This window comes from Arthrobacter sp. H5 (genome assembly GCF_000520595.1).
Taxonomy (GTDB): Bacteria; Actinomycetota; Actinomycetes; order Actinomycetales; family Micrococcaceae; genus Arthrobacter_D.
Genome location: NZ_KI914978.1, coordinates 262,232 through 285,882, shown reverse-complemented (window position 1 = coordinate 285,882; position 23,651 = coordinate 262,232). Strand labels below are relative to the sequence as shown.

The 23,651-nt window shown below is 62.8% G+C and carries 18 protein-coding genes; 12 read left to right on the top strand and 6 right to left on the bottom strand.

The features are described 5' to 3' along the window. Positions 1-21 precede the first annotated feature (21 nt). Positions 22-1,335: a GNAT family N-acetyltransferase gene (locus Y708_RS0103115; protein ID WP_028278798.1), complete on the top strand. Its 1,314-nt coding sequence runs from the start codon at positions 22-24 to the stop codon at positions 1,333-1,335. A gap of 246 nt (positions 1,336-1,581) precedes the next feature. Further along, on the top strand, positions 1,582-3,072 hold the full coding sequence (gene rpsA, locus Y708_RS0103110; RefSeq protein WP_028278797.1) for a 30S ribosomal protein S1: 1,491 nt from the start codon (positions 1,582-1,584) through the stop codon (positions 3,070-3,072). 69 nt (positions 3,073-3,141) lie between these two features. On the opposite strand, the gene Y708_RS0103105 is transcribed toward rpsA, so the two are convergent. Both Y708_RS0103105 and Y708_RS22500 read right to left on the bottom strand, forming a co-directional pair. Beyond that, on the bottom strand, positions 3,142-4,275 hold the full coding sequence (locus Y708_RS0103105) for a class I SAM-dependent methyltransferase (protein WP_028278796.1): 1,134 nt from the start codon (positions 4,273-4,275) through the stop codon (positions 3,142-3,144). Beyond that, positions 4,268-4,951, bottom strand: a complete 684-nt coding sequence (locus Y708_RS22500; protein WP_035775036.1) for an IMPACT family protein — start codon at positions 4,949-4,951, stop codon at positions 4,268-4,270. Before Y708_RS22500 ends, Y708_RS0103105 begins: the two co-directional genes overlap by 8 nt. Before the next feature lie 44 nt (positions 4,952-4,995). Between Y708_RS22500 and coaE the strand changes: the two genes are divergently transcribed. From coaE to Y708_RS0103080, 4 genes are all read left to right on the top strand, one after another. Next, complete coding sequence (gene coaE, locus Y708_RS0103095; protein WP_028278795.1) at positions 4,996-6,204, top strand: dephospho-CoA kinase; 1,209 nt, start codon at positions 4,996-4,998, stop codon at positions 6,202-6,204. Between the two features lie 77 nt (positions 6,205-6,281). Continuing rightward, positions 6,282-8,360 carry an excinuclease ABC subunit UvrB gene (gene uvrB, locus Y708_RS0103090; RefSeq protein ID WP_028278794.1) on the top strand — a complete coding sequence of 693 codons (2,079 nt, stop codon included), beginning with the start codon at positions 6,282-6,284 and terminating at the stop codon, positions 8,358-8,360. A 5-nt stretch (positions 8,361-8,365) separates the two neighbouring features. Further along, on the top strand, positions 8,366-10,198 hold the full coding sequence (locus tag Y708_RS0103085; protein WP_028278793.1) for a hypothetical protein: 1,833 nt from the start codon (positions 8,366-8,368) through the stop codon (positions 10,196-10,198). A gap of 131 nt (positions 10,199-10,329) precedes the next feature. Next, on the top strand, positions 10,330-11,370 hold the full coding sequence (locus Y708_RS0103080; protein WP_035775112.1) for a TerC family protein: 1,041 nt from the start codon (positions 10,330-10,332) through the stop codon (positions 11,368-11,370). 14 nt (positions 11,371-11,384) lie between these two features. Here Y708_RS0103080 and Y708_RS0103075 read toward each other — a convergent pair whose 3' ends face one another. From Y708_RS0103075 to Y708_RS0103065, 3 genes are read right to left on the bottom strand one after another with little or no spacing between them, the layout of a single operon-like run. Beyond that, positions 11,385-12,653 (bottom strand): alpha/beta fold hydrolase, encoded by a 1,269-nt coding sequence (locus Y708_RS0103075; RefSeq protein ID WP_051478524.1) that lies wholly within the window; start codon positions 12,651-12,653, stop codon positions 11,385-11,387. A 41-nt stretch (positions 12,654-12,694) separates the two neighbouring features. Further along, positions 12,695-13,177, bottom strand: coding sequence for a GNAT family N-acetyltransferase (locus Y708_RS0103070; RefSeq protein ID WP_028278790.1), 483 nt, complete (start codon positions 13,175-13,177; stop codon positions 12,695-12,697). A gap of 21 nt (positions 13,178-13,198) precedes the next feature. Continuing rightward, positions 13,199-15,730 carry a DEAD/DEAH box helicase gene (locus Y708_RS0103065; RefSeq protein WP_028278789.1) on the bottom strand — a complete coding sequence of 844 codons (2,532 nt, stop codon included), beginning with the start codon at positions 15,728-15,730 and terminating at the stop codon, positions 13,199-13,201. Between the two features lie 42 nt (positions 15,731-15,772). Here Y708_RS0103065 and Y708_RS22495 point away from each other — a divergent pair, with 42 nt between their 5' ends. Then, positions 15,773-16,561, top strand: a complete 789-nt coding sequence (locus tag Y708_RS22495) for a trans-aconitate 2-methyltransferase (RefSeq protein WP_035775035.1) — start codon at positions 15,773-15,775, stop codon at positions 16,559-16,561. On the opposite strand, the gene Y708_RS0103055 is transcribed toward Y708_RS22495, so the two are convergent. Beyond that, complete coding sequence (locus Y708_RS0103055; RefSeq protein ID WP_028278788.1) at positions 16,547-17,185, bottom strand: MBL fold metallo-hydrolase; 639 nt, start codon at positions 17,183-17,185, stop codon at positions 16,547-16,549. The genes Y708_RS22495 and Y708_RS0103055 overlap by 15 nt on opposite strands. A gap of 97 nt (positions 17,186-17,282) precedes the next feature. Here Y708_RS0103055 and Y708_RS0103050 point away from each other — a divergent pair, with 97 nt between their 5' ends. The 5 genes from Y708_RS0103050 to uvrC form a co-directional block, all read left to right on the top strand. Continuing rightward, positions 17,283-17,660 (top strand): GntR family transcriptional regulator, encoded by a 378-nt coding sequence (locus Y708_RS0103050; protein ID WP_253905663.1) that lies wholly within the window; start codon positions 17,283-17,285, stop codon positions 17,658-17,660. Between the two features lie 74 nt (positions 17,661-17,734). After that, positions 17,735-20,638 carry an excinuclease ABC subunit UvrA gene (uvrA, locus tag Y708_RS0103045; RefSeq protein ID WP_028278786.1) on the top strand — a complete coding sequence of 968 codons (2,904 nt, stop codon included), beginning with the start codon at positions 17,735-17,737 and terminating at the stop codon, positions 20,636-20,638. Between the two features lie 67 nt (positions 20,639-20,705). After that, entirely contained in the window at positions 20,706-21,416 is a 711-nt protein-coding gene (locus tag Y708_RS0103040) for an HAD hydrolase-like protein (RefSeq protein WP_028278785.1), read from the top strand. Continuing rightward, complete coding sequence (locus tag Y708_RS0103035) at positions 21,403-22,071, top strand: lysophospholipid acyltransferase family protein (protein ID WP_028278784.1); 669 nt, start codon at positions 21,403-21,405, stop codon at positions 22,069-22,071. Before Y708_RS0103040 ends, Y708_RS0103035 begins: the two co-directional genes overlap by 14 nt. Positions 22,072-22,108: 37 nt before the next feature. Next, positions 22,109-23,651, top strand: a 1,543-nt coding sequence (uvrC, locus tag Y708_RS22490) for an excinuclease ABC subunit UvrC (RefSeq protein ID WP_035775033.1), incomplete at its 3' end; no start/stop codon positions are given.

The following is a 23,651-nucleotide window of genomic DNA, read 5'->3' as shown; positions in this document are numbered from 1 at the left end:
AAACTACTAGGCTGGTGGGTTGTGACCACAGAAATACTGCAGCCAGGCTCATCCATCCGCATCGACAAGTTCACCGTGGCACCGGACACGGACCACAGCGCCACCGGCCGGTTGGCCAAGTGGTTTGAGGCAGTAGGCTTCGGCTTCCACGAAGCCCGTGCCGAAGCGGAAGACATTCCTGCTTATGCGGCCGCCCACGCGGCGGACCACCGGACCTTGTGGGGCGCGTACGACGACGACGGCGGCCCGCACCGCTGGGACGTGGACGTGCCGGTGGCCACCTACGGCACCATGGTCAACACCCTCAACGTTGGCCGCGGCAGACTGGTGGACACCCATTTGGTCACCGCCGTCACCGTTCGGCCCACTCATCGGCGCCGCGGACTGCTGCGCCGCATGATGACGGAGGACCTGCAGACCGCCGCGGATAACGGGCTGGCCATCGCCGCGCTCACTGCGTCGGAGGCCACGATTTATGGCCGGTTCGGTTTCGGCGCCGCAACTCTCACCCGAAACGTTGAAGTGGACGTGCGTGAGCGGTTCGCTGTCCTGCCGCCCGCCTACGGACGGATCGACGTGGTGGAGGCCAGTGCCGTCGTCGGGCTGTCGACTGACGTTTTTGCCCGCTTCCATGAGCGGACCCTGGGTTCGATCGGCCGCCAGTATTCCTATCCGCGCCGGGCGGCCGGCGTGTGGGGAGACGAGCGGCCCAAAGAGGACAAGGCGGTACGGACGGCGGTCCACTACGACGACGACGGCCAACCCGACGGCTACGTGTCCTACAAATTCGCGGGCTGGGAGACCCAGCCATACACCATGAAGGTGGTTGACCTGGTGGCAGCGACCGATGCCGCCTACCTGGAACTGTGGCGTTACCTCGGTTCCATTGACCTTGTGGAGCGCGTGACTTTCGGTCTGGCCGCTGCGGATGACCCGCTGCCCTGGGCGCTGGCTGACCGGCGTAGCCACAAGGTGACGGGCGATGAGGATGTGTTGTGGCTGCGCATCCTTGATCCGGTGAAGGCACTGGAAGCACGGGGCTTCGCAGTCGACGGCGCTGTATCGTTCACCGTTAAGGACACACTGGCTCATTCCGAAGGCGCTTTCACGTTGTCGGTGTCCGATGGCGGTGCGTCAGTCCACAGGCTCGACACGGGTTCGTCGACCGACGCAACCATGGACGTTGCAGCGCTCGGTTCCATGTATCTGGGCGGTGTGAGCGCATCCACCCTCGCTGTTGCGGGCCACATAACGCCGTCCATACCCGGGGCTTTGGAAACGCTGGACTCACTGTTCAACGCTGCCCGGGCACCGTACTGCATCACTCATTTCTAACGGTGAGCCGGGCCTGCGACCTGGTTTGTCGGCAGCTTTGACCTTGCTTGTCCAGAAAGGCTAGACTGGACGGGCGTGTCATGCGCACGGAAGGCTGTATGCCGTGCTCGGAGCGCACATATTTCAATTAGTTTCCATTTGTCCACTTCCGGACAGGTTCCATGCGGTTTTACACATATTTTTGTGTTATCTGCGCGGAGTCGAAGAACCGGATCAACTAAACATCCACAACGGAGTCCCAACTACATGACCATCACCACCACCGAGAAGCCAGGTGCACCGCAGGTCGCGATCAACGACATCGGCACCGCTGAGGACTTCCTCGCAGCCATTGACGCCACCATCAAGTACTTCAACGACGGAGACCTCGTTGAAGGAACGGTAGTCAAGGTTGACCGCGACGAAGTTCTGCTCGACATCGGTTACAAGACCGAGGGTGTCATTCCTTCCCGTGAGCTGTCCATCAAGCACGATGTTGATCCCGGAGACGTTGTCTCCGTCGGCGATCAGGTCGAAGCCCTTGTACTCACCAAGGAAGACAAAGAAGGCCGCCTGATCCTGTCCAAGAAGCGCGCGCAGTACGAGCGTGCCTGGGGCGACATCGAGAAGGTCAAGGAAGAAGACGGTGTTGTCACCGGTACCGTCATCGAGGTCGTCAAGGGTGGACTTATCCTCGACATCGGCCTCCGCGGCTTCCTTCCCGCCTCGCTGGTGGAAATGCGTCGCGTACGCGATCTTGCTCCGTACATCGGCCAGCAGATCGAAGCGAAGATCATCGAGCTGGACAAGAACCGCAACAACGTTGTGCTGTCCCGCCGTGCCTGGCTTGAGCAGACCCAGTCCGAGGTTCGTTCCACGTTCCTCAATAAGCTGGAAAAAGGACAGGTTCGTCCAGGCGTTGTGTCCTCGATCGTCAACTTCGGTGCCTTCGTGGACCTTGGTGGCGTAGACGGCCTCGTCCACGTTTCGGAACTGTCCTGGAAGCACATCGACCACCCGTCAGAGGTTGTCGAAGTTGGCCAGGAAGTCACCGTCGAGGTTCTTGAGGTTGACCTGGACCGCGAGCGCGTTTCGCTGTCGCTGAAGGCCACCCAGGAAGATCCTTGGCAGACCTTCGCCCGCACACACGCGCTGGGTCAGGTTGTTCCGGGTAAGGTCACCAAGCTGGTCCCGTTCGGTGCGTTTGTCCGCGTCGAAGACGGCATCGAAGGGCTGGTGCACATTTCCGAACTGGCTGTGCGCCACGTGGAGCTGGCAGAACAGGTTGTCTCGGTTGGAGACGAACTGTTCGTCAAGGTCATCGACATCGACCTCGAGCGCCGCCGGATCTCGCTGTCCCTCAAGCAGGCCAACGAGGGTGTCGACGCCGACAGCACCGAGTTCGATCCTGCTCTCTACGGTATGGCTGCCGAGTACGACGAAGAAGGCAACTACAAGTACCCCGAGGGCTTCGATCCTGAGTCCAACGAATGGCTTGAAGGCTACGACACTCAGCGCGCCGCCTGGGAAGCTCAGTACGCTGAGGCCCAGTCCCGTTGGGAAGCCCACAAGAAGCAGGTTGTGCAGCACGCGTCCGACGACGCCGCTGCCGCCAACGAGCCGGTTGAATCCAATGCCACCAGCTACTCCTCGGAGCCTGTTGCAGCGGAGAACACCAGTGACAATAACGCCGGCTCGGGAACGCTTGCTTCCGATGAGGCACTCGCCGCACTGCGCGAGAAGCTGACCGGCAACTAAGGCCAGCTTCGGTTTACCGAAAGGACCCCCGCCACAGTGGTGGGGGTCCTTTCGCGTCCGCGCCTGCGATCATAAGGGGGGTTTGGTTGACACCATCACGGTGAACTTCGGATTTCGTCCAACCTGCCGGGTGGGTCCGACCAGCTTTTCGAGGACCGGCCGATAGCGCAGCAGACTGTTCCATACGGTCCATAATTCCCCTGCGGGCTCCAGGACCCGTCCCGCATCTGCGAACAGTTTGTGCGCGATGCCGGCGTGCACCGTGTTCCCCAGATGAAATGGGGGATTGAGCACAATCAGTCCTGCCGATGCATCGGGCATTCCCGCAAGCGCATCGTCCTGCACGGCTGTTACGCGGTCAGCCACGCCGTTCGCGGCAGCGGTGGCGCGGGTCGACTGCACCGCGGAGGCGGATTGGTCGGAGGCGCGCACCCGGAGTTCAGGACGGCTCAGTGCCAGGAACACCGCAATGGTTCCGTTGCCGGAACCCAGATCGATGGCGTTGGGCACCGGTTTCGCGCCAGCCAGGAAGGGCAACAGGAACCTGGTCCCAGGATCGAGCGCCGGCCCGCCAAACGTTCCGCCGTAGGCACACAGTGTCAGTGGTCCTGCCAGCCCCACCTCATGGCGCGCGGTGGCAGGGAAGCCGCTGTGCGGCGTCGTTATCGGTATCTGTGCGGTGACGATTCGCGCCTTCCTACGCGCCAGTCCTGCGGTCACGGTTCCAAAGTGCCGCTGAAGGACACCGTTCATGGATAGGTTCATATGCTTGGTCCGGCCTCCGGCAAGCACGGTGACGTCGGGATGCGCCCAGCGCGCTATGTGCCAGGCGGCCTCGTCCAGTTCGTCGAGCGAGCGGGGGAGTTGCAGCAATACGGTCCTCGCGTCTTCCAGCAGCCCGGGACCCAGCGGATGATGCGCATACTCACCGCTCAGGCCGATGGCCGCTGCGTTGGCCTGCAGTGCGAGGACGCCCGAAAGCCCATCCTGGTGCGTACGCACGCTCACCGCACCATGGAGGGCGTGAGCGCCAAGTGTGAGCGCGCCGTAGCGGTCTCCCATAACGACGACGGCGTCCGGCCGCTCACGAATGGCACCGGCAGCGGTGTCGAGCAGGAGTTCGTCGGCGGCGTCCCAGGCAGACAGGTTGAGCGCCTCGACGTCCGGCCGCCGACGCAGGAAATCGAAGGAAAAATCAGGCACTGTCCACCCACCTCACGCTGGTACGCTCTGCCGTCCGTGCTCCGGCGGTCAACGACGCCAGCCGCGCCTCGAATCCGCTGACCCCGGGCGCGGACGCAGGGACAGCGACTGAGATCGTGACCGAGTGACCGTAGGCATGACCGATGATTTCAATACCGGTCGAACGGAGGCTGTGCTCAAGCCTCCCCGCGTCGGCGTGCGGGACCTTGATGTCCAAGACCTGTTGAAGCCGCCTCCGGACAAATGGAGCCGAATCCAGCGCCCGGGAGACGGACTCCGAGTATGCGCGCACAAGCCCTCCAGCTCCCAGCAGGACGCCGCCAAAATAGCGGACAACTACCACCGCAACATCGCTGAGATCTGTCCTGCCAGCCCGGGTAACACGTTTGAGGACGGCCTCCAGCATGGGTGCTCCCGCAGTACCGGACGGTTCGCCGTCATCATGGGACCGCTGGATCTCCCGACGGGGACCGATGACATACGCGCTGCAGAGGTGCCGGGCGTCGTGGAACTCCCGGCGGAGTTCCGCCAACTGACCGCGGGCCTCTTCAACGGTGGACACGTGTTGAACCACCGCGATGAAGCGCGAACGCCGCACTTCCAGCTCGCGCCTGTGTTGGGACTCTGATGGTGACTTTACTGTTGTGTACTCGTGCGGGCTGACGGTTCCGGTCACCGCACAAGTGTAGCCGCGCGTCCGTCTGGCTTAGGCTGGGAACCATGCTGACAGTAGGCCTCACCGGTGGGATAGCCGCAGGAAAATCGCTGGCCGCCACGCGGTTAGAGGAACTCGGTGCGGTGGTGATTGACGCGGACATGCTTGCCCGCGAGGTTGTGGAGCCCGGCACGATGGGCCTGCGCGCCGTAGCCAAGGAGTTCGGAGCCGGAATAGTGAACGACGACGACGGCGGACTGGACCGTGCGGCGCTGGGAGCTTTGGTTTTTGGCAGCAGTGAGAAACGCGAAAGACTCAACCGAATCATTCACCCGCTGGTACGCGCCCTGGCATTGGAAAGGACATTGGCGGCGCCGCGCGACGCCGTGGTGGTCCAGGACATTCCGCTGCTCGTTGAGACCGGGCAGGGCAACCGGTTCCATCTGGTGGTGGTGGTCGACGCACCGGATGAGCAACGGATCACCCGGATGACCGGCGTGCGCGGGATGAGCGCCGAGGACGCCGGTGCCCGGATCGCAGCACAGACGGACCGGGCCACCCGGAACGCGGCTGCTGATGTGGTGCTGGACAATTCGTCCGGACCGGACGATCTTTTTGATGCCGTGGACACGCTGTGGGCGGAGCGGCTTGCCCCCTTCAACGCCAACCTCCTTACGGCGAAGCCGGCCGACCGTGCGGGCGGCCCCGTCCTCACGGGACCGCTTTCAGCCTGGCCCGCGGAAGCCGGGAGGCTCGCGGACCGCTTGCTGCGGATTGATGAGCGGGTGCTGCGGGTGGACCACATCGGGTCCACGGCGGTTCCGTACCTGGCCGCGAAGGACGTGATCGATCTCCAACTCACCGTTGCTTCCCTGGAGGACGCCGATGCCCTGGACAATGCACTCGCTGGCGCCGGATTTCCCCGGCTGCCCGGTATCTGGCGGGACGACCCCAAACCCGCCCACCCGGATCCGTCCGAGTGGGGAAAAAGACTTCACTGCAACGCAGACCCGGGGCGCCCCGTGAACCTGCACGTGCGGGTACTGAACTCGCCCGGCTGGAGGTACGCGCTGTCCTTTCGCGACTGGCTCCGTGCCGCACCGGGGATGACGGCGGCGTATCTCGCGGAGAAGCAACGCTGTGCCGGCCTGCATGCCCAGGATGCACGGACCGCCGGCTACGCTGCGTGCAAGGAAGCCTGGTTTACTGAGTTCGCTGACCCCAGGCTCTCCCGCTGGATCGCCGATACCGGCTGGATGGCGCCCCGCGATTAGGCGCGGCTGTTCCGCTTCGCGAGAATAACCTCCATTGAGGACACTGGCTGTCCGCGGAAGGGACTAACGTTTTATCCATGAGTCTTGCGCAGGATATCAACCGTGTGGTGGCACCGTTCGAGGTCATCAGCGACTTCAAGCCCGCCGGCGACCAACCGGCCGCCATCGCCGAACTCAGCGAGCGCGTCAACGCGGGCGAGAAAGACGTTGTGTTGCTGGGCGCCACGGGCACAGGTAAAAGCGCGACGACGGCGTGGCTGATCGAGCAGATCCAGCGGCCAACCCTGGTCATGGTTCAGAACAAGACCCTCGCAGCCCAGTTGGCCAACGAATTCCGTGAACTGTTGCCTAATAACGCCGTTGAGTATTTCGTCTCCTATTACGACTATTACCAGCCGGAGGCCTACGTCCCGCAGACGGACACCTTCATCGAAAAGGACTCCTCCGTTAATGAGGAAGTTGAGCGGCTAAGGCACTCTGCAACTAATGCGCTCCTGACCCGCAGGGATGTCATTGTGGTGGCCACTGTCTCCTGCATCTATGGCCTGGGAACTCCCGAGGAGTACGTTGCCGGCATGGTCACTCTTAAGCGGGGTGACACCATGAACAGGGATGATCTGCTGCGGAAGTTTGTGTCTATGCAGTACACCCGCAATGACATGGACTTCCATCGGGGAACCTTCCGTGTGCGCGGAGATACCGTCGAGATCATTCCGATGTATGAGGAACTTGCGCTCCGGATCGAGTTTTTCGGCGATGAGGTCGAGAAGATCTACACCCTCCATCCCCTGACCGGTGAGATTGTCCGGGAAGAGACGGAAATGTATGTCTTCCCGGCGTCCCACTACGTGGCCGGACCCGAACGGATGAACCGCGCGGTCAAGCAGATCGAGGATGAATTGCGGGTACGCCTCCAGGAGCTTGAGTCCCAGAATAAGCTTGTGGAAGCGCAGCGGTTGCGCATGCGCACCACCTATGACCTTGAGATGATGCAGGAGATGGGTTTCTGCAACGGCATCGAGAACTACTCGCGCCACATCGACGGCCGCGGCTCGGGTTCCGCGTCCCACTGCCTACTCGATTACTTTCCGGATGACTTCCTGTTGGTGGTGGACGAATCACACGTGACCATTCCACAGATCGGCGCCATGTATGAGGGTGATATGTCCCGCAAACGGACCTTGGTCGATCACGGTTTCCGGCTTCCCTCCGCCATGGACAACCGTCCGTTGAAGTGGGATGAGTTCCTGGAGCGCATCGGTCAGACGGTCTACCTGTCGGCAACCCCGGGCAAATATGAGCTGGGAAAATCCGACGGTTACGTTCAGCAGATCATTCGGCCCACGGGCCTGGTGGACCCCGAAGTCATCGTCAAGCCGAGCAAGGGCCAGATCGACGATCTCCTGGGGGAAATACGAACACGCGTCGAGAAGAACGAGCGCGTGCTCGTGACAACGCTGACCAAGCGGATGGCCGAGGACCTCACCGGGTACCTGCTGGAGCACGGTGTCAAGGTGGAGTATCTTCACTCCGATGTGGACACGCTGCGCCGGGTTGAGCTGCTCAGGGAGCTGAGGCTCGGCACCTTCGACGTCCTGGTGGGCATCAACCTTCTTCGTGAAGGCCTGGACCTGCCCGAGGTGTCACTGGTGAGCATCCTCGACGCTGACAAGGAGGGATTTCTCCGCAGCGCCACCTCGCTCATCCAGACCATCGGGCGCGCAGCCCGTAACGTCTCCGGTGAGGTGCACATGTACGCGGACCGGATCACCGATTCCATGGCCAAGGCCATCGATGAGACCAACCGTCGCCGCGCCATCCAGGTGGCGTACAACCAGAAGCACGGGGTGGATCCCCAGCCTTTGCGGAAGCGTATCGCCGACATCACCGACTCCATCGCACAGGAGGACGCCGATACCCGGGCGTTGCTGGAGGAGTCGGGCAAGAAGCGCAAGGGCAAAGGCCGGACGCCCGTCCGCCACGACGGACTGGCAGCTGTTCCGGCGGAGGATCTCACCGACCTCATCGAACAGTTGACGGCCCAAATGCACTCGGCGGCGTCGGACCTGCACTTTGAATTGGCTGCGCGGCTCCGTGACGAGGTGGGGGATCTGAAAAAGGAACTTCGGCAGATGCAGTCGGCCGGACACGCCTGAGCGGGATGACTGATCCCAGGCCGGAAGGGCCGACGCCGCTGACCGAGATCCGTGTCCACGGCGTGGGTGACCACGATTACTCCACCAGCCTTGGCCTGCCGGCCGAGCGCACCGTCAACGACTGGGTGCAGGTAGCCGAGCCGCCGCCCGTGCCCGACCACGAGCTGCGGATCATCAACTGGTCACGGTCCAACCGCAACCAGGCCGGATTTCTCTGGTATTTCGCTTTTCCCTTCACGCTGGCCAACGTTGCAGGGCACATGACCTCCTCCAACCAGACAGGGTCCCTTCCGGGCGGCGGCTCGGCCCTGTTGCGGTCCGCCGTCGTATTTGTGGGATTGATCCTCACAGTCTCGCAGCTGGCCTGGATAGTGGTGCTGGTAGAGACCGTCCTTCGGTATACAGCGCTGCCGGCCGGCCACAGCCTCATTCCCCTTGCCGCGGCGTCGCTGTTGATCGGCTGGATGGTCTATCGGCGGTTGACCGTAGTGCGGGCGCAGGTCGGGCAGACAGACGGATTAGCCCTGCTCGCAGCCCACATCGCGGCTGTTGCAATCACCGGCGGCCTGCTCGCCTGGTTGAAACCCGCCCGCGTTCAATGGCACGGCTGGCCCTCGGTGGCTGACCCGACCGGCGGGACAGCCCACCTTGATGCGATGGCGTTGTGGATAGCTGCCAGTACGGTGCTCGCAACGATGGCGGCGATTGTTCTGGCCGTCCGGTACTGCGCCGCCGGGAAGCGGCGGCGTCTGCGGGCGCCCGGAGTCACCGGTGGGGTGCTGCTGATCGTTGCGGTTCTGCTGATGCACACAGTCACAGCGCTCGTGAGAATGATCGTGGACAACATGCTTGGCTACGTGACAGGACTGTTCGGAGCCGAGCAGACAGAACGCGCCGCGGGCGTTGGGATCCTGCTTGCGTATGACAATCCACGTGAAGCAGGCGACAGCAGGCTGGACCTTTTTCCCTTCCTCGCACTGATCGTGGTGCTGACCACCGTGGTGGCAGCCGCCGTCGTGCTCGTGGCCACCCGCTCTCCCGGGCTGCCTCCACTGCCGCAGGGCAAAGCTGCCCGCGGACGTTGGTGGCATGCCGTTGCCGCTGCCGCACCGCGGTTGATCCCCCTCATCCTTCCCGTGGCAACGGGGCTGGCGACGGCTGCTGTGGGCGCCGCCGTCGTGCTGGGAGAGGGGCGTTTGGGCGGCCCATGGTTGGCGCTGGCCATTCTTGTGCTTCAGTTCGCCGGTGCCGCAGTCATTCTGGTGATCCTGCTGGGCCAGCTTCGTCCGGTGCGGGAGGTATTGGGCAAGGTGGCGGACGTCGCGGGTTTCTGGCCCGTCAGGCATCATCCGCTTGCGGGCGCTTCCTACCGTGATGCGGCGGTGGCCGGTATAGGCCAGGTAGCAGCGCGGCACGCCCCGCACCGGTTGGTGCTGGTGGCGCACAGCCAGGGGTCAGCGATCTGCGCCTGGCTGATCGCGCACGCGGGGGAGGATGGCCGGACCGCGCAGCCAGGGCCGCACCTCGTCACCGCAGGATCGCCGTTGTCCTCGCTCTACCGCCGGTTCTTTCCCGACACCTTCACTCCCGCACTGTTCCGGGGGGTTGCGGAAGGGAGCGCATCGTGGGTGAATTTCTGGCGCACCACAGACCCCATCGGTACCCCCGTGCCGGGAGCGGACAACCGGAGGCTCCACGATCCGCGGGAGGATGGAACGGTGCGGTCCCACTCGGATTACTGGACCGAGCCGAAGCTGGTCGAGCACGTTCGCCGATTGTCCAGGCAAGAGCCTATTTCCGGATCCACGCGAAGCACGGGTAAGATGAACGGGACGTAGGGGAGTATCCTCAGCGCTACGAACGTCAACACGCAGGCCATCGAAGATCTGCCGGGCGTAGCCGTCGCACCTGTCAATGGAAGCGGCGGAGAGACTTGCGCGCAATCGCCGTACCCTCCGAAAGGCCTCCTGTGCTGGAATTACCCCTTGCCTTTGAAATAGGCACCTTTATTGTCCTCGGACTTGTGCTCCTCTTCGACCTGCTCCTGGTGGTGAAGCGTCCACACGAGCCATCCATGAAAGAAGCCGGACTCTGGGTCACGTTCTACGTCTCCCTGGCGCTGATCTTCGCTGGGTTGATGTTCTACTTCACCGGAGCTGAATTCGGTGGACAGTTCGTGGCAGGCTGGGTGACCGAATACAGCCTGAGCATCGATAATCTGTTTGTCTTCATCATCATCATGGCGCGGTTCTCGGTGCCAAGGAAGTATCAGCAGGAAGTTCTCATGGTGGGCATCATCATCGCCCTCATTCTGCGCGGAATCTTCATCCTGCTTGGCGCCGCGCTCATCAGCAACTTCAGCTGGATCTTCTACATCTTCGGTGCTTTCCTGCTCTGGACGGCCTACCAGCAGGCCAAGGACTCCGGTGAGGACGAAGAGCACACAGAAAACGCGCTGATCGCCCGACTGCGCAGGGTGCTGCCAATGTCGGAGAAGTACGACGGCGGCAAGATCCGGACCGTGGTGGACGGCAAGAAGGTCTTCACCCCCATGCTGATCGTTTTCGTGACGATTGGTCTCACCGACCTGCTGTTCGCGGTCGACTCGATTCCGGCGATCTTCGGCCTGACGCAGAGCCCCTTCATTGTCTTTACCGCCAACATCTTCGCCCTCATGGGACTGCGCCAGCTGTACTTCCTGCTGGGTGGTTTGATGACGCGCCTTATCTACCTGAAGCACGCACTTTCACTGATCTTGGCATTCATCGGCATCAAGCTCATCTTCCACGCCATGCATGAGAATGAGCTGCCGTTCATCAACGGCGGTGAGCACATCGAGTGGGTTCCCGTGATTGACACGTTCACGTCCCTCGGAGTCATCATCGGGATCATTGTGGTCGCGGTTGTCGCGAGCCTTCTCAGCCCCAAGGCAAAGCAGACTGCAGTCGATGCCCAGTTGGCGGAGGATAGCAGGAAGTCCCGCGCCTCGGACGCCGACGTCGAGAGCTGATTCCGGGATCCCGTCTACTGCCAGCCGGTCATTCGCAGCAGTCGGTTGAAGATGGCCTCGCCGTCGTCGCTGATGCCATCGTGGTGGAACTCATCTGTCTCCCAGACCTGCAGGCCCTTGACCGCAGCTGCAGTTTCAAGGGACAGATCCCGGTCCACGTAGATGTCATTTGTGTAGACGGCTGCTGCCGCTGGAACGGTGTTGCGTCTCAGCGCCTCTGCACTGTACAGCGGTCCCCAATCCGACTTTGCGGCCAGAACCTCAGCGGTTTCCTTTAGCGGCAGCAGCGCGGGGTCCTCGTCGAAGTACCACGGGTACACCATTTCGCCGGTGAGCAGGGGACTGGCTGCGGTTGGCAGGAACTCCGGGAACTCACGGAGCACTCGGTCGGCCGACCAGTTGGATGCCTGGTCCTGACAGTAAATCGACTCATGCATCAGCGCGTACAACGGGTTGGAGGATCTGCTGACAAGTGCACCAACCTGATCCAGGAAGGTGTGTGAGAGCCTCGGCCCGGCTGCAGTATCAACAAAGGCATCCTCCAGGAGGTAATGCAGGCCGTCGATGCGCGCGTTCCCGCCCAGATAGGCCCCAACCATCTGAAACCGCCGGGTGGTCAGCCGTTCACCGGTGGGCAGGTTTTCTGTGACGTTGTCCAGATGGCCGGCTATCCGGCTAACGACCAGGCGGTCCTCGGGATACTTGTCGAAGTACTTCCGGTTGCGCGCCGCGACACGCTGGAAGGTCTCCCGGTATACGCGGTCGGGGGAGCCGCTCAACGGTGCCAGACCGCCTGTGATGAGTGCCCGTGCCAACCCCTCCGGCGCAAAAGAAAGATAGCTCAGCGCACAGAACCCGCCAAAACTCTGTCCGAAGATTGTCCACGGCGGGGACCCCAGCGATTGCCGGATGATTTCGGCATCGGCGACAATCGAATCCGCCCGGAAGTGGGCGAGGTAAGCGGCCTGCTCCTCAGGTCCGCCACGGGCCGCCAGAGTGAGCGCGTCAGCAGCCGTGGACAAACCCGTTCCACGCTGGTCAAGCATCAGTACGCGGAAGTGGCGTGCAGCAGCCTTCATCCATCCGGTGAGCTGCGTGACCCGGTTGCCGCGGCCGCCGGGGCCGCCCTGGAGGAAGAGGAGCCAGGGCAGTGCGGGGAGGACGCCGTCGTCGTGATCGGTTGATGTGTACTCACGTGCAAAGACCTCGATCGTCCCGCCCTCTTTACGCGCGTGGTCCAGAGGCACCGTGAAGTGGTGACCGGTGGTGCGGACACCACGCATCACATACGTTGGGTCCGCGCGGTACAGGTCGGACGGCCCGCTCACGCCGTGGCCGTTCCCGCGAAGCCGGCCAGGGCAGCGCCGGTCAGCCGGTAGGTGGTCCACTCATCCTGCGGGGCGGCGCCGAGGCTCCGGTAGAAACCGATGGAGGGTTCGTTCCAGTTCAGCACCGACCATTCGACCCTGGCATAGCCGCGTTCGGCGGCGATGCGGGCAAGCTCCTGCAGTAGCGCCCTGCCGTGGCCGGCGCCGCGTCCCTCCGGGCGGACATAAAGATCTTCAAGGTGGATGCCGTTGACGCCCTCCCAGGTTGAGTAGTTCAGGAACCAGAGGGCAAACCCCTGGATTCCTTCGCCGGTCTCGGCAACATGGGCGAAGACGCTGGGATTGGCGCCGAAGAGTGCCCGTTCGAGACACTCGGGTGTGTTTCTGACTGCGTCCGGTTCCTTCTCATAGATCGCGAGGTCGTGGATCAGCTGAAGGATGACGGGGAGATCTTCGGGACGGGCTTCACGGATAGTCATGCGCTTAACACTATCGAGGGATCAGGGCCCACCAACGCCGGTGATGGTGACCACGGGCACGCTGGCCTCGTCGGAGGCCGCGAGGTCGATGACTGCGTTGATGCCCCAGTCGTGGTGGGCGCGTGGATCCTTGAAGATCTGCCGCACCTTCCAGCTGCCCGGGAGCTTCTCGATCATCAGGAGGGCGGGTCCGCGGGCATCGGGTCCGTCGTCGATGTCTTCGTGCTCGTCGAAATAGCCGTCCATCGCTTCCGCCCAGCGGTCGGCGTTCCAGCCCGAGGCTTCGTCGAGCTCTCCCAACGCGACGTCCTTTTCGTCTGCGAAGAGCCTGACCCGCTGGAACATTTCGTTGCGCACCATCACGCGGAAGGCCCTCTCGTTGGAGGTGACTGAGTCCGGTTCAGGCGGCAGGTCGACGTCGTGCACGTCGCCGGCCGACACGCCGGCGGCCAGCTGCTCCCATTCGTCCAGGAGGCTGGAGTCGACCTGCCGGATCAGTTCGCCGAGCCACTCGATGATATCGGTGAGGTCTTCGCGCAGCGCTTCCGTGGGAACGGTCTGGCGGAGGGCCTTGTAGCAGTCCGCCAGGTAGCGGAGCAGAATGCCCTCGGAGCGGGAGAGCGCGTAGAAAGCGATGTACTCGCCGAAGTTCATGGCCCGTTCGTACATGTCGCGGACCACAGACTTGGGGCTCAACTCAAAATCGCCAAGCCAGGGCGCCCCCGACCGGTAGGTCTCGAAGGCCTGGAACAACAGCTCGGCCAGCGGCTGCGGGTAGGTGATTTCCTCCAGCCGCACCATCCGCTGGTCGTAATCGACGCCGTCGGCCTTCATGGCCCCGATCGCTTCGCCGCGTGCCTTCTTTTCCTGCGCGTTGAGCACCTGACGCGGTTTCTCCAGTGTCGCTTCCACCACTGAGACGACGTCGAGTGCGTAGGACGGGCTCTCCGGGTCAAGCAGTTCCAAGCTGGCCAGCGCAAACGGGGACAGCGGCTGGTTGAGGGCGAAGTTTGCCTGGAGATGCACTTTCAGCCGGATGTTGCGGCCATCGGCGTCCGGTTCAGGAAGACGTTCGACAATTCCGGCCGTGACCAGCGATCGATAGATGCCAAGCGCCCGGCGGGTAAGGGACAGCTGTGAGGAGCGCGGCTCGTGGTTCTCATTCAGGAGACGCTGCGCCGCCGAGAAAGGGTTGCCGGGCCGCTCCAGCAGGTTCAGCAGCATTGAATGGCTCACGGCGAAGCTGGAGGTCAACGGTTCGGGGGTACCTTCAACCAGCCGGTCATAGGTTGGCTTCCCCCACGATACAAATCCGGTGGGCGGCTTCTTCCGGACCACCTGCCGTAGCTTCTTCTGGTCGTCGCCGAACTTGGCAACGGCCTTAGCCATCGACTTGGTGTTCTCCACTACGTGGTCGGGTGCCTGCACGACGACGGTCCCCGCCGTGTCGTAGCCTGCGCGCCCCGCGCGTCCGGCGATCTGATGGAATTCCCTCACGTTGAGCAGGCGGGTGCGGACGCCGTCGTACTTGCTCAGCGCGGTGATCAAAACGGTGCGGATGGGGACGTTGATGCCGACGCCCAGCGTGTCGGTTCCGCAGATCACTTTCAGCAGCCCGGCCTGGGCCAGCTGCTCCACCAGCCGCCGGTACTTGGGCAGCATGCCGGCATGATGTACGCCGATGCCATGGCGAACCAGACGGTTCAGTGTCTTGCCAAATCCGGAGGAGAACCGGAAGGAGGCAATGAGTTCCGCAATCCGGTCCTTCTCCTCCCGGCTGCAGACATTGACGCTCATGAGGTTCTGAGCGCGCTCGATCGCCTCGGCCTGGCTGAAGTGCACCACATAGACAGGAGCCTGATGGGTGGTGAGCAGTTCCTCAAGCGTTTCCTGGATGGTTGTTTCGGCATAGTAGAAGTTCAGGGGAATGGGCCGCTCGGCGGAGCTGACCGTGCTGGTTTCCTGCCCGGTGCGGTCGCTGAGTTCCTTCTCGAACCGTTCCACGTCTCCCAGGGTTGCGGACATGATCAGGAACTGCGCCTGCGGCAGCTCGAGCAGCGGCACCTGCCAGGCCCAGCCGCGCTGCGGATCTGAATAGAAATGGAACTCGTCCATGATGACCGTGCCCACGTCCGCTGCCGCACCCTCGCGGAGGGCGATGTTGGCGAGGATCTCCGCTGTGCAGCAAATGATGGGGGCATCCTGGTTGACGCCTGAGTCTCCGGTAATCATGCCAACGTTCTCGGCGCCGAACGTCGCGCACAGGGCAAAGAACTTTTCGGAGACCAGGGCCTTGATCGGTGCCGTGTAGTAGCTCCGGCGGCCCTGGGCGACGGCATGGAAATGGGCGGCGACGGCCACCAGGGATTTACCGGATCCCGTAGGTGTGGCGAGGATGACGTTATTGCCGGAAACCAGCTCCAACACGGCTTCATCTTGAGCCGGGTACAACGTGAGGCCCTCTCCGGTTGCCCACTCAAGGAATGCGCCATAGACGGCGTCTGCCTGCTCATCGCCGGCGCCGGACAGGGGAAGGTGTTCTTGGATTCTCATGTGTCTTCAGCCTATCCGCTGTCTGTTGGTTAGGCTGAAATCATGCGATGGGATCCAGCTCAATATGCACTGTTTTCAGATCACCGGTCCAGGCCGTTCTTCGACCTGGTAGGGAGGATCGGGCATGCAACACCTGCGAAGGTAGTGGACTTGGGCTGCGGCCCGGGGGAGCTTACGGCAGTACTTGCCCGCCGCTGGCCGGACGCGGAGGTGCTGGGCATCGATTCCTCACCCCACATGATTGAGCGTGCCAAAGCGCTCGAAGACGCGCCGCCAAACCTGGCATTCACTGTCGGTGATGTCGGCGATTATTCGCCCGAACCGGGCACCGGCGTCGTCGTCTCCAATGCCCTTCTGCAGTGGGTGCCCGGGCACCAGAAGATGATCCAGTCCTGGACGCAGGTGCTGGAACCGGGCGCCTGGCTTGCACTGCAGGTTCCGGGGAATTTCCGGTCACCGTCGCACGCGCTGATGCGCGGACTTGCGGAGTCGGAGCGCTGGGCCCCACGGCTGGCCGGGGTGTTAAGGCACGACGACGCCGTGAGCGAGCCGGGCGACTACCTACGCCTCATGCGCGCGGCCGGCTTGGAGGCCGACGCGTGGGAAACGACCTACCAGCACGTGCTGCAGGGGAGTGACCCGGTACTGGAGTGGGTGCGCGGCACAGGCCTGCGTCCCGTACTTGAGGCTCTGTCTGCAGCCGAGGCGCCCGAGTTTGAAGCCCGCTACTCAGCGCTGTTGAGCGAGGCCTATCCGTCGGAGCCGGAGGGAACCCTCTTCCCGTTCCGCCGCATCTTTGCGGTTGGCTGCAAAGCCCTACCAGCCGCGTGATTTCCATTCGGCCAAAGAGGGCCGTTCGGCGCCGAGCGTGGTGGGCTTGCCGTGGCCGGGGTGCACCACAGTGTCATCGGGCAGGACGTTGAAGAGCCGCTCGACGACGTCGTTGTACAGGGACTCGAAGCGGTGCTGATCGCCGTTGGTGTTGCCCACGCCGCCGGGAAATAGCGAGTCACCGGTGAACAGGTGAGCCGGCCCGTCAGGGTCGCGGTAGAGCAGCGCGATGGATCCCGGCGTGTGGCCGCGCAGCGCTATCGCCTCCAGGTCAAACCCCTCGAAGTTGCCGATGTCGCCGTGCTCAAGCGGAATATCCGTTGGCACATTGATGTCCGGCACGTCCGCCAGGCCTGCAGCAGTGCGGGCACCGGTGTGTTCGATGACGGCGGCCAGCGCCCTCACATGGTCCCAATGCGAGTGGGTTGTGATGATGAGCGCGGGTTTCGCGTCTGCTTGAGTGTCGCCCGCACCCTGGGCCAGCAGCTCAAGAATCGCTGGAGCGTTATCGGCAGCGTCGATCAGTACCTGTGCGCCGGAGGCTTTGGCAGTGATGAGGTAGACGTTGTTGTCCATGTCGCTTACCGAGATAGACCGGATGGTGATACTGGAGAGGTCATGCATCCGGCCAGTTTACGCAGAACCGGACGCGTTCCATAGAGAACATCCGCGGCGCGTGACAGAATGTGTGAACCCGTCCGCCGTTGCCAGGAGCGTCACCGTGAACACCGATGTGATGAGATGGCTGCGGATTGACCAGGCCAGCTCCGTTCCCCCGTACGAGCAGTTGCGGGTTCAGATCCTGGACGCCGCCAATGACGGGTCCTTGCCGGTAGGCACACGCCTTCCTCCGGTAAGGACCCTCGCCGGTCATCTTGGCGTCGCGGTGAACACAGTGGCCAGGGCATACCGGGAGTTGGAACACGCACAGATTGTGGTCACCCGGTCGAGGGCGGGAACGGTCGTGGCTGCAGCCGGTGACGAGGCGCGGCGAAAGGCTGCCGAGGGCGCAGCGGAGTATGCCCGTTTAATCAAGGCCAACGGAATCACCGAGGACGAAGCAGTGTCGTATGTGCGGGCGGCGCTGCGCCGACGGTGAACATCACGGCGGGACACGCCGGGAAACATGCAATCGAATATGTATTCGAACAGGATTTCCATTAGAGTGAATCCGTGTCTATTGCAACCTCGTTGGATTCCGGTTTTTCCGAACCCGCAAAACTCCCACAGGACCTCTCCCGACTGATCGTCAAGGGAGCGCGCGAGCACAACCTCCGCAATGTGGACCTCGATCTGCCGCGCGATGCCATGATCGTTTTCACGGGCCTGTCCGGCTCGGGGAAATCATCGTTGGCCTTTGACACCATCTTCGCCGAGGGTCAGCGGCGGTACGTGGAGTCATTATCCGCCTACGCCCGGCAGTTCCTTGGCCAGGTGGACAAACCCGATGTTGATTTCATCGAGGGGCTGTCCCCAGCCGTGTCCATTGACCAGAAGTCCACCAATAAGAACCCCCGCTCCACAGTGGGCACCATTACCGAGATCTATGACTACATGCGTCTGTTGTGGGCGCGTGTGGGGCGCCCACACTGCCCCGTCTGTGGTGAACCGGTGGCCCGGCAGACTCCGCAGCAGATTGTGGATCAGCTGATGGAGTTGGACGGGGGAACCCGTTTCCAGATTCTTGCCCCGGTGGTGCGCGGCCGCAAGGGAGAGTTCGCTGACCTCTTTCAGGATCTTTCAGCCAAGGGTTACTCCCGCGCACGCGTGGACGGAGAAGTGGTTCAACTCACCGAGCCGCCCAAGCTGAAAAAGCAGTTCAAACACACCATTGAGGTCATTGTTGACCGGCTTGCCGTCAAGGACGGCGTGCGGCAACGGCTGACCGACTCGATCGAAACAGCACTCAAACTTGCCGAGGGACGCGTACTGGCGGACTTCGTCGATCTGCCGGAGGACGACTCCAAGCGGATCAGGGCCTTCTCCGAGAACCTCGCCTGCCCCAATGAACACCCCCTTGCCATTGACGAGATTGAACCACGCTCATTTTCGTTCAACAACCCTTTCGGAGCTTGCCCCAAGTGCACCGGAATCGGCACCAAACTGGAGGTCGATGAGGAACTGGTGGTACCCAACCCCGACCTCAGCCTGGCCGAGGGCGCCATTGCCCCGTGGTCGCTGGGAACGGCAACGCTGGAGTACTGGACCAGGCTCCTCGAAGGACTCTCCAAGGAGCTCAACTTCTCCATGGATGCGCCGTGGCGCAAGCTCCCCGACAGGGCACGCGAGGCAGCGCTTTACGGCCGGGACCACAAGGTGGTGGTGCAGTACCGCAACCGGTTTGGGCGCGAGCGCAAATACAGCACCGGCTTCGAAGGTGCTGTCCAGTACATTCACCGCAAGCATCTCGAAACCGAGTCCGACCACGCACGGGACCGCTACGAGGAGTACATGCGGCAGATCCCCTGCCCTGAGTGCGGTGGAGCGCGGCTCAACCCTGCGTCGTTGTCGGTGCTCATCAATGGCCGGTCCATCGCAGAGGTCGCGGCCATGCCCATGCGCGAGTGCAGCGACTTCCTGAACAACCTCGTCCTGACCGGACGTGAAGCGCACATCGCAAGCCAGGTGCTGAAGGAGATCCAGGCACGCCTTCGGTTCCTGCTCGACGTCGGCCTGGAGTATCTCAATCTCGAGCGCGCCTCCGGAACGTTGTCCGGCGGCGAGGCCCAGCGCATCAGGTTGGCCACCCAAATCGGCTCCGGCCTGGTCGGTGTGCTCTACGTGCTGGATGAACCCTCCATCGGGTTGCACCAGCGGGACAACCGGCGCCTGATCGAGACCCTCACCAGGCTGAGGAACCTCGGCAACACGCTGATCGTCGTCGAGCATGATGAGGACACCATTCAGGAAGCCGACTGGATTGTGGACATCGGCCCGGGAGCCGGCGAACACGGCGGCGAAGTAGTCCATTCAGGGTCACTGGAAGATCTGCTGAAGAACAAGCGATCCATCACCGGCGATTATCTGTCGGGACGGCGTTCAATCGACGTTCCGTCGAAGCGGCGAAAAATCGATAAGTCGCGGCAGGTGAAGGTGGTTGGAGCACGCGAACACAACCTCAAGGGCGTGGACGCTTCCTTTCCTCTTGGTGTACTGACCGCCGTCACTGGAGTGAGCGGATCGGGCAAATCGACCCTGGTCAACGAGATCTTGTACAAGGTGCTGGCCAACAAACTCAACGGCGCCAAGCAGGTCGCCGGACGGCACAAGCGCATCGACGGTCTGGAGCACCTTGATAAGGTCATCCACGTCGACCAGGGCCCGATCGGCCGGACGCCCCGCTCGAACCCCGCCACGTACACGGGCGTCTTTGACAACATCCGGAAGCTCTTCGCGGAAACCAATGAGGCCAAGGTCCGTGGATACCTGCCCGGCAGGTTCTCCTTCAACGTCAAGGGCGGCCGCTGCGAAGCGTGCTCGGGCGACGGCACCTTGAAGATCGAAATGAACTTCCTGCCGGACGTCTACGTGCCCTGCGAAGTGTGCCACGGTGCGCGCTACAACCGCGAGACCCTTGAAGTCCATTACAAGGGTAAAACCATTGCGGATGTGCTCAATATGCCTATTGAGGAAGGTGCGGAATTCTTTGCGGCTTTTACGCCGATCGCACGCCATCTCAATACCCTGGTGGAGGTTGGCTTGGGCTATGTAAGGCTGGGGCAGCCCGCCACCACGTTGTCGGGAGGGGAGGCGCAGCGCGTCAAACTTGCCAGCGAACTGCAGAAACGCTCCAATGGCCGGAGCATCTACGTCCTGGACGAGCCCACCACCGGACTGCATTTTGAGGACATCCGGAAGTTGCTGCTGGTGCTGCAGGGCCTCGTGGAGAAAGGCAACACGGTAATCACCATTGAGCACAACCTCGATGTCATCAAGAGCGCCGACTGGGTGATTGACCTGGGCCCGGACGGCGGTTCAGGCGGCGGCGAAATCATAGCGACGGGGACACCCGAGCAGGTTGCCAAGTCCCGCAGCAGTTACACGGGCACATTCCTCGCGGAGACATTGAGTCGATAAGCCGAGAAGTATTCCTTACGGCGCATGCTGGTTTTTTCCAGGACAGCGCCTGTGGGAAACTTGGCCGGTGAAGAATTCCCGCCTGCTGACCTTGTTCGACCTTGACGGCACCCTGGTCGATCCGGCCGGCGCCATCACGGGTGGAATTTCAGCGGCCCTGCGTGCGTGCGGACTCCGCGTTCCCGCCGACCGGGAGCTGCAGCGCATGGTGGGGCCCTCGCGGGTGCGCTCACTGAAGGATATTGCGGGAGTGCCGGAGGACCGGCTGGATGAGGTGATTGGTCTCTACCGGCAGGATTACAGGTCCACGGGCATGGCGGCGAGCAGGCCGTACCCTGGGATTATTAACGTGATCGGCGCCCTGCGGAACCAGGGTCACCCCGTTGCCGTGGCAACCCAGAAGCCGGAGTGGCTGGCGCTTGAGCTGCTGGATGTCCAGGGAATGACCAAACTGTTCCACTCGGTCCATGGGTCTCCCCGTGACGAGCGGGAGGCCGCCGCTTTGCAAGGCAAGACCACCATTATTGCCGCTGCCCTGGCCCAACACCGTGGCCGTTTCGACGCTGCGGTCATGGTGGGAGACCGGTCGCACGACATCGCCGGGGCCAAGGCGAATAGCCTGCCCTGCGTGGCGGTCACCTGGGGATTCGGCACAATCGATGAGCTGACCGCGGCCGGCGCCGACGCCGTCGTCGACCGCGCTGACCAACTGCCGTCCGCAGTTTCCACGGCCGCTGCGGTCGCCGCCAAACAGGCGGTGGCGCATGGGCGTCTATGACCTCACACGGAGCAGCACGCGCGGTCTGATTGCCGGATTGTGCCGTCCAACCGTCGAGGGGTTGGAAAACGTTCCCGCCGCAGGCCCGATTATTGTCGCACCGAACCATCTGTCATTTCTTGACAGCGTACTAGTGCAGGCCCTGATGCCGAGGCCGGTCGCCTTCTTCGCCAAGGCAGAGTATTTCACTGGAACCGGCGTCAAGGGCAGGTTGATGAGGTCCTTCTTCGAGGGCGTCGGTTCAATTCCCGTGGAGCGGGGCCAGCAGGCCGCCAGTGTCCAGGCGCTGAAAACGCTGCTCGGCTTGCTCGAGGAGGGAAGCGGGGTCGGAATCTACCCGGAGGGAACCCGTTCCAGGGACGGGGTCCTGTACCGCGGCCGCACCGGTGTGGGGTGGCTTGCGCTGACCACGGGAGCTCCGGTGATACCTGTAGGACTGATCGGAACGGAGAACCTTCAGCCGGCCGGACGAAACCGGGTAAGGCCACAGCACTTCACCATGAAAATCGGTACTCCGCTGACGTTCGCGAAAACCGGTCCCGACCATTCGCTGCCTGCGCGGCGGCAGGCAACCGACCACATCATGGATGCCATCGCAGAACTTTCCGGCCAGGAGCGTTCCAGCAGCTACAACCAGAGCAAGATCATCGAGTAGTCAGGGCCCACACACCCTGCGCGGATAGGATGGACGGGTGGCAAATCCAGCAACCTATCGGCCCAAGGCCGGTGAAATTCCTCAGGGCCCCGGCGTGTACAGGTTCCGGGACGAACACGGCCGGGTTGTCTACGTGGGCAAGGCGAAAAACCTCCGCTCACGTCTCAGCTCATATTTCGCCAGTCCACAGGGGTTGATGCCGCGAACCCGGGCAATGGTTCATACCGCGGCCGGTGTCGAGTGGACTGTGGTGGGCAGCGAGCTTGAGGCGCTCCAGCTGGAATACACCTGGATCAAGGAATTCAATCCGCGCTTCAACGTGATGTTCCGCGACGACAAGTCCTACCCCTATCTGGCCGTAACACTCGGCGAGAAGTTTCCCCGAGTGCAGGTCATGAGGGGGGACCGGAGGAAGGACACCCGGTATTTCGGTCCGTTTTATCCGGCGAAGGCCATCCGTGAAACCGTTGATACCCTGCTGAGGGTGTTCCCGGTGCGCACCTGCAGTAGCGGTGTCTTCAAGCGGGCTGAACGGTCGGGCCGCCCCTGCCTGCTCGGCTACATCGACAAATGCTCCGCACCGTGTGTGGGCCGCATCTCGCCCGAGGACCACCGGGCACTCGCAGGTGAGTTCTGCGACTTTATGTCCGGTCAGGCCGGCAGGTTCATCCGGCAGCTCGAGGAGCAGATGGCGGACGCCGTGGCGGAGCTCGACTATGAGTCGGCCGCCCGGACGCGCGACGATATTGCTGCGCTCAAGCGGGTCTTCGAGCGCAATACCGTAGTACTGAGCGAGGACACTGATGCGGACATCTTTGCCCTCGACGAGGACGAGCTGGAGGCCGCGGCCCAGGTATTCCACGTCCGCGGCGGCAGGATCCGCGGTCAGCGCGGTTGGGTGGTTGAGAAGGTCGAGGACATGAGCACCGCCGACCTCGTGGAACATCTCCTGCAGCAGGTTTATGGTGAAGGGAGCAGCAGCAACAACCGGATTCCCCGCGAGATCCTGGTTCCCACCCTGCCCAGCAATGATGAGCAGATGCGCCAGTGGCTGCGTGGTCTGCGCGGTGCGCGGGTGGACATCCGGGTACCTCAGCGCGGTGACAAGGCAACCCTGCTCGGTACCGTCCAGCACAATGCGGCGGATTCGCTGCGGCTGCATAAGAGCCGGCGGGCCGGCGACATCACCACCCGCTCCGCCGCGCTGCAGGAGCTCCAGGAGGCACTGGAGCTGCCTCTTCCGCTGATGCGGATAGAGTGCTACGACATCTCCCATGTGCAGGGCACCAACGTTGTGGCCTCGATGGTGGTGGTGGAGGATGGGCTGCCCCGCAAGGCCGACTACCGCAGGTTCTCCATCTCCGGCGAGGCTGCGCGCGATGACACGGCTTCGATGTATGACGTTATTTACCGCCGCTTCCGCAACTACTTGGCCGAGCGCGATCTCCCTGTTTCACGGCCTTCGGAGAACGCGGACGACGACGACGGCGGCGCGCCTGTCGCCGACACCACCACGCCCGCGGCGCGGCACAGGTTCGCGTACCCGCCCAACCTCGTGGTGGTCGACGGCGGCCAGCCGC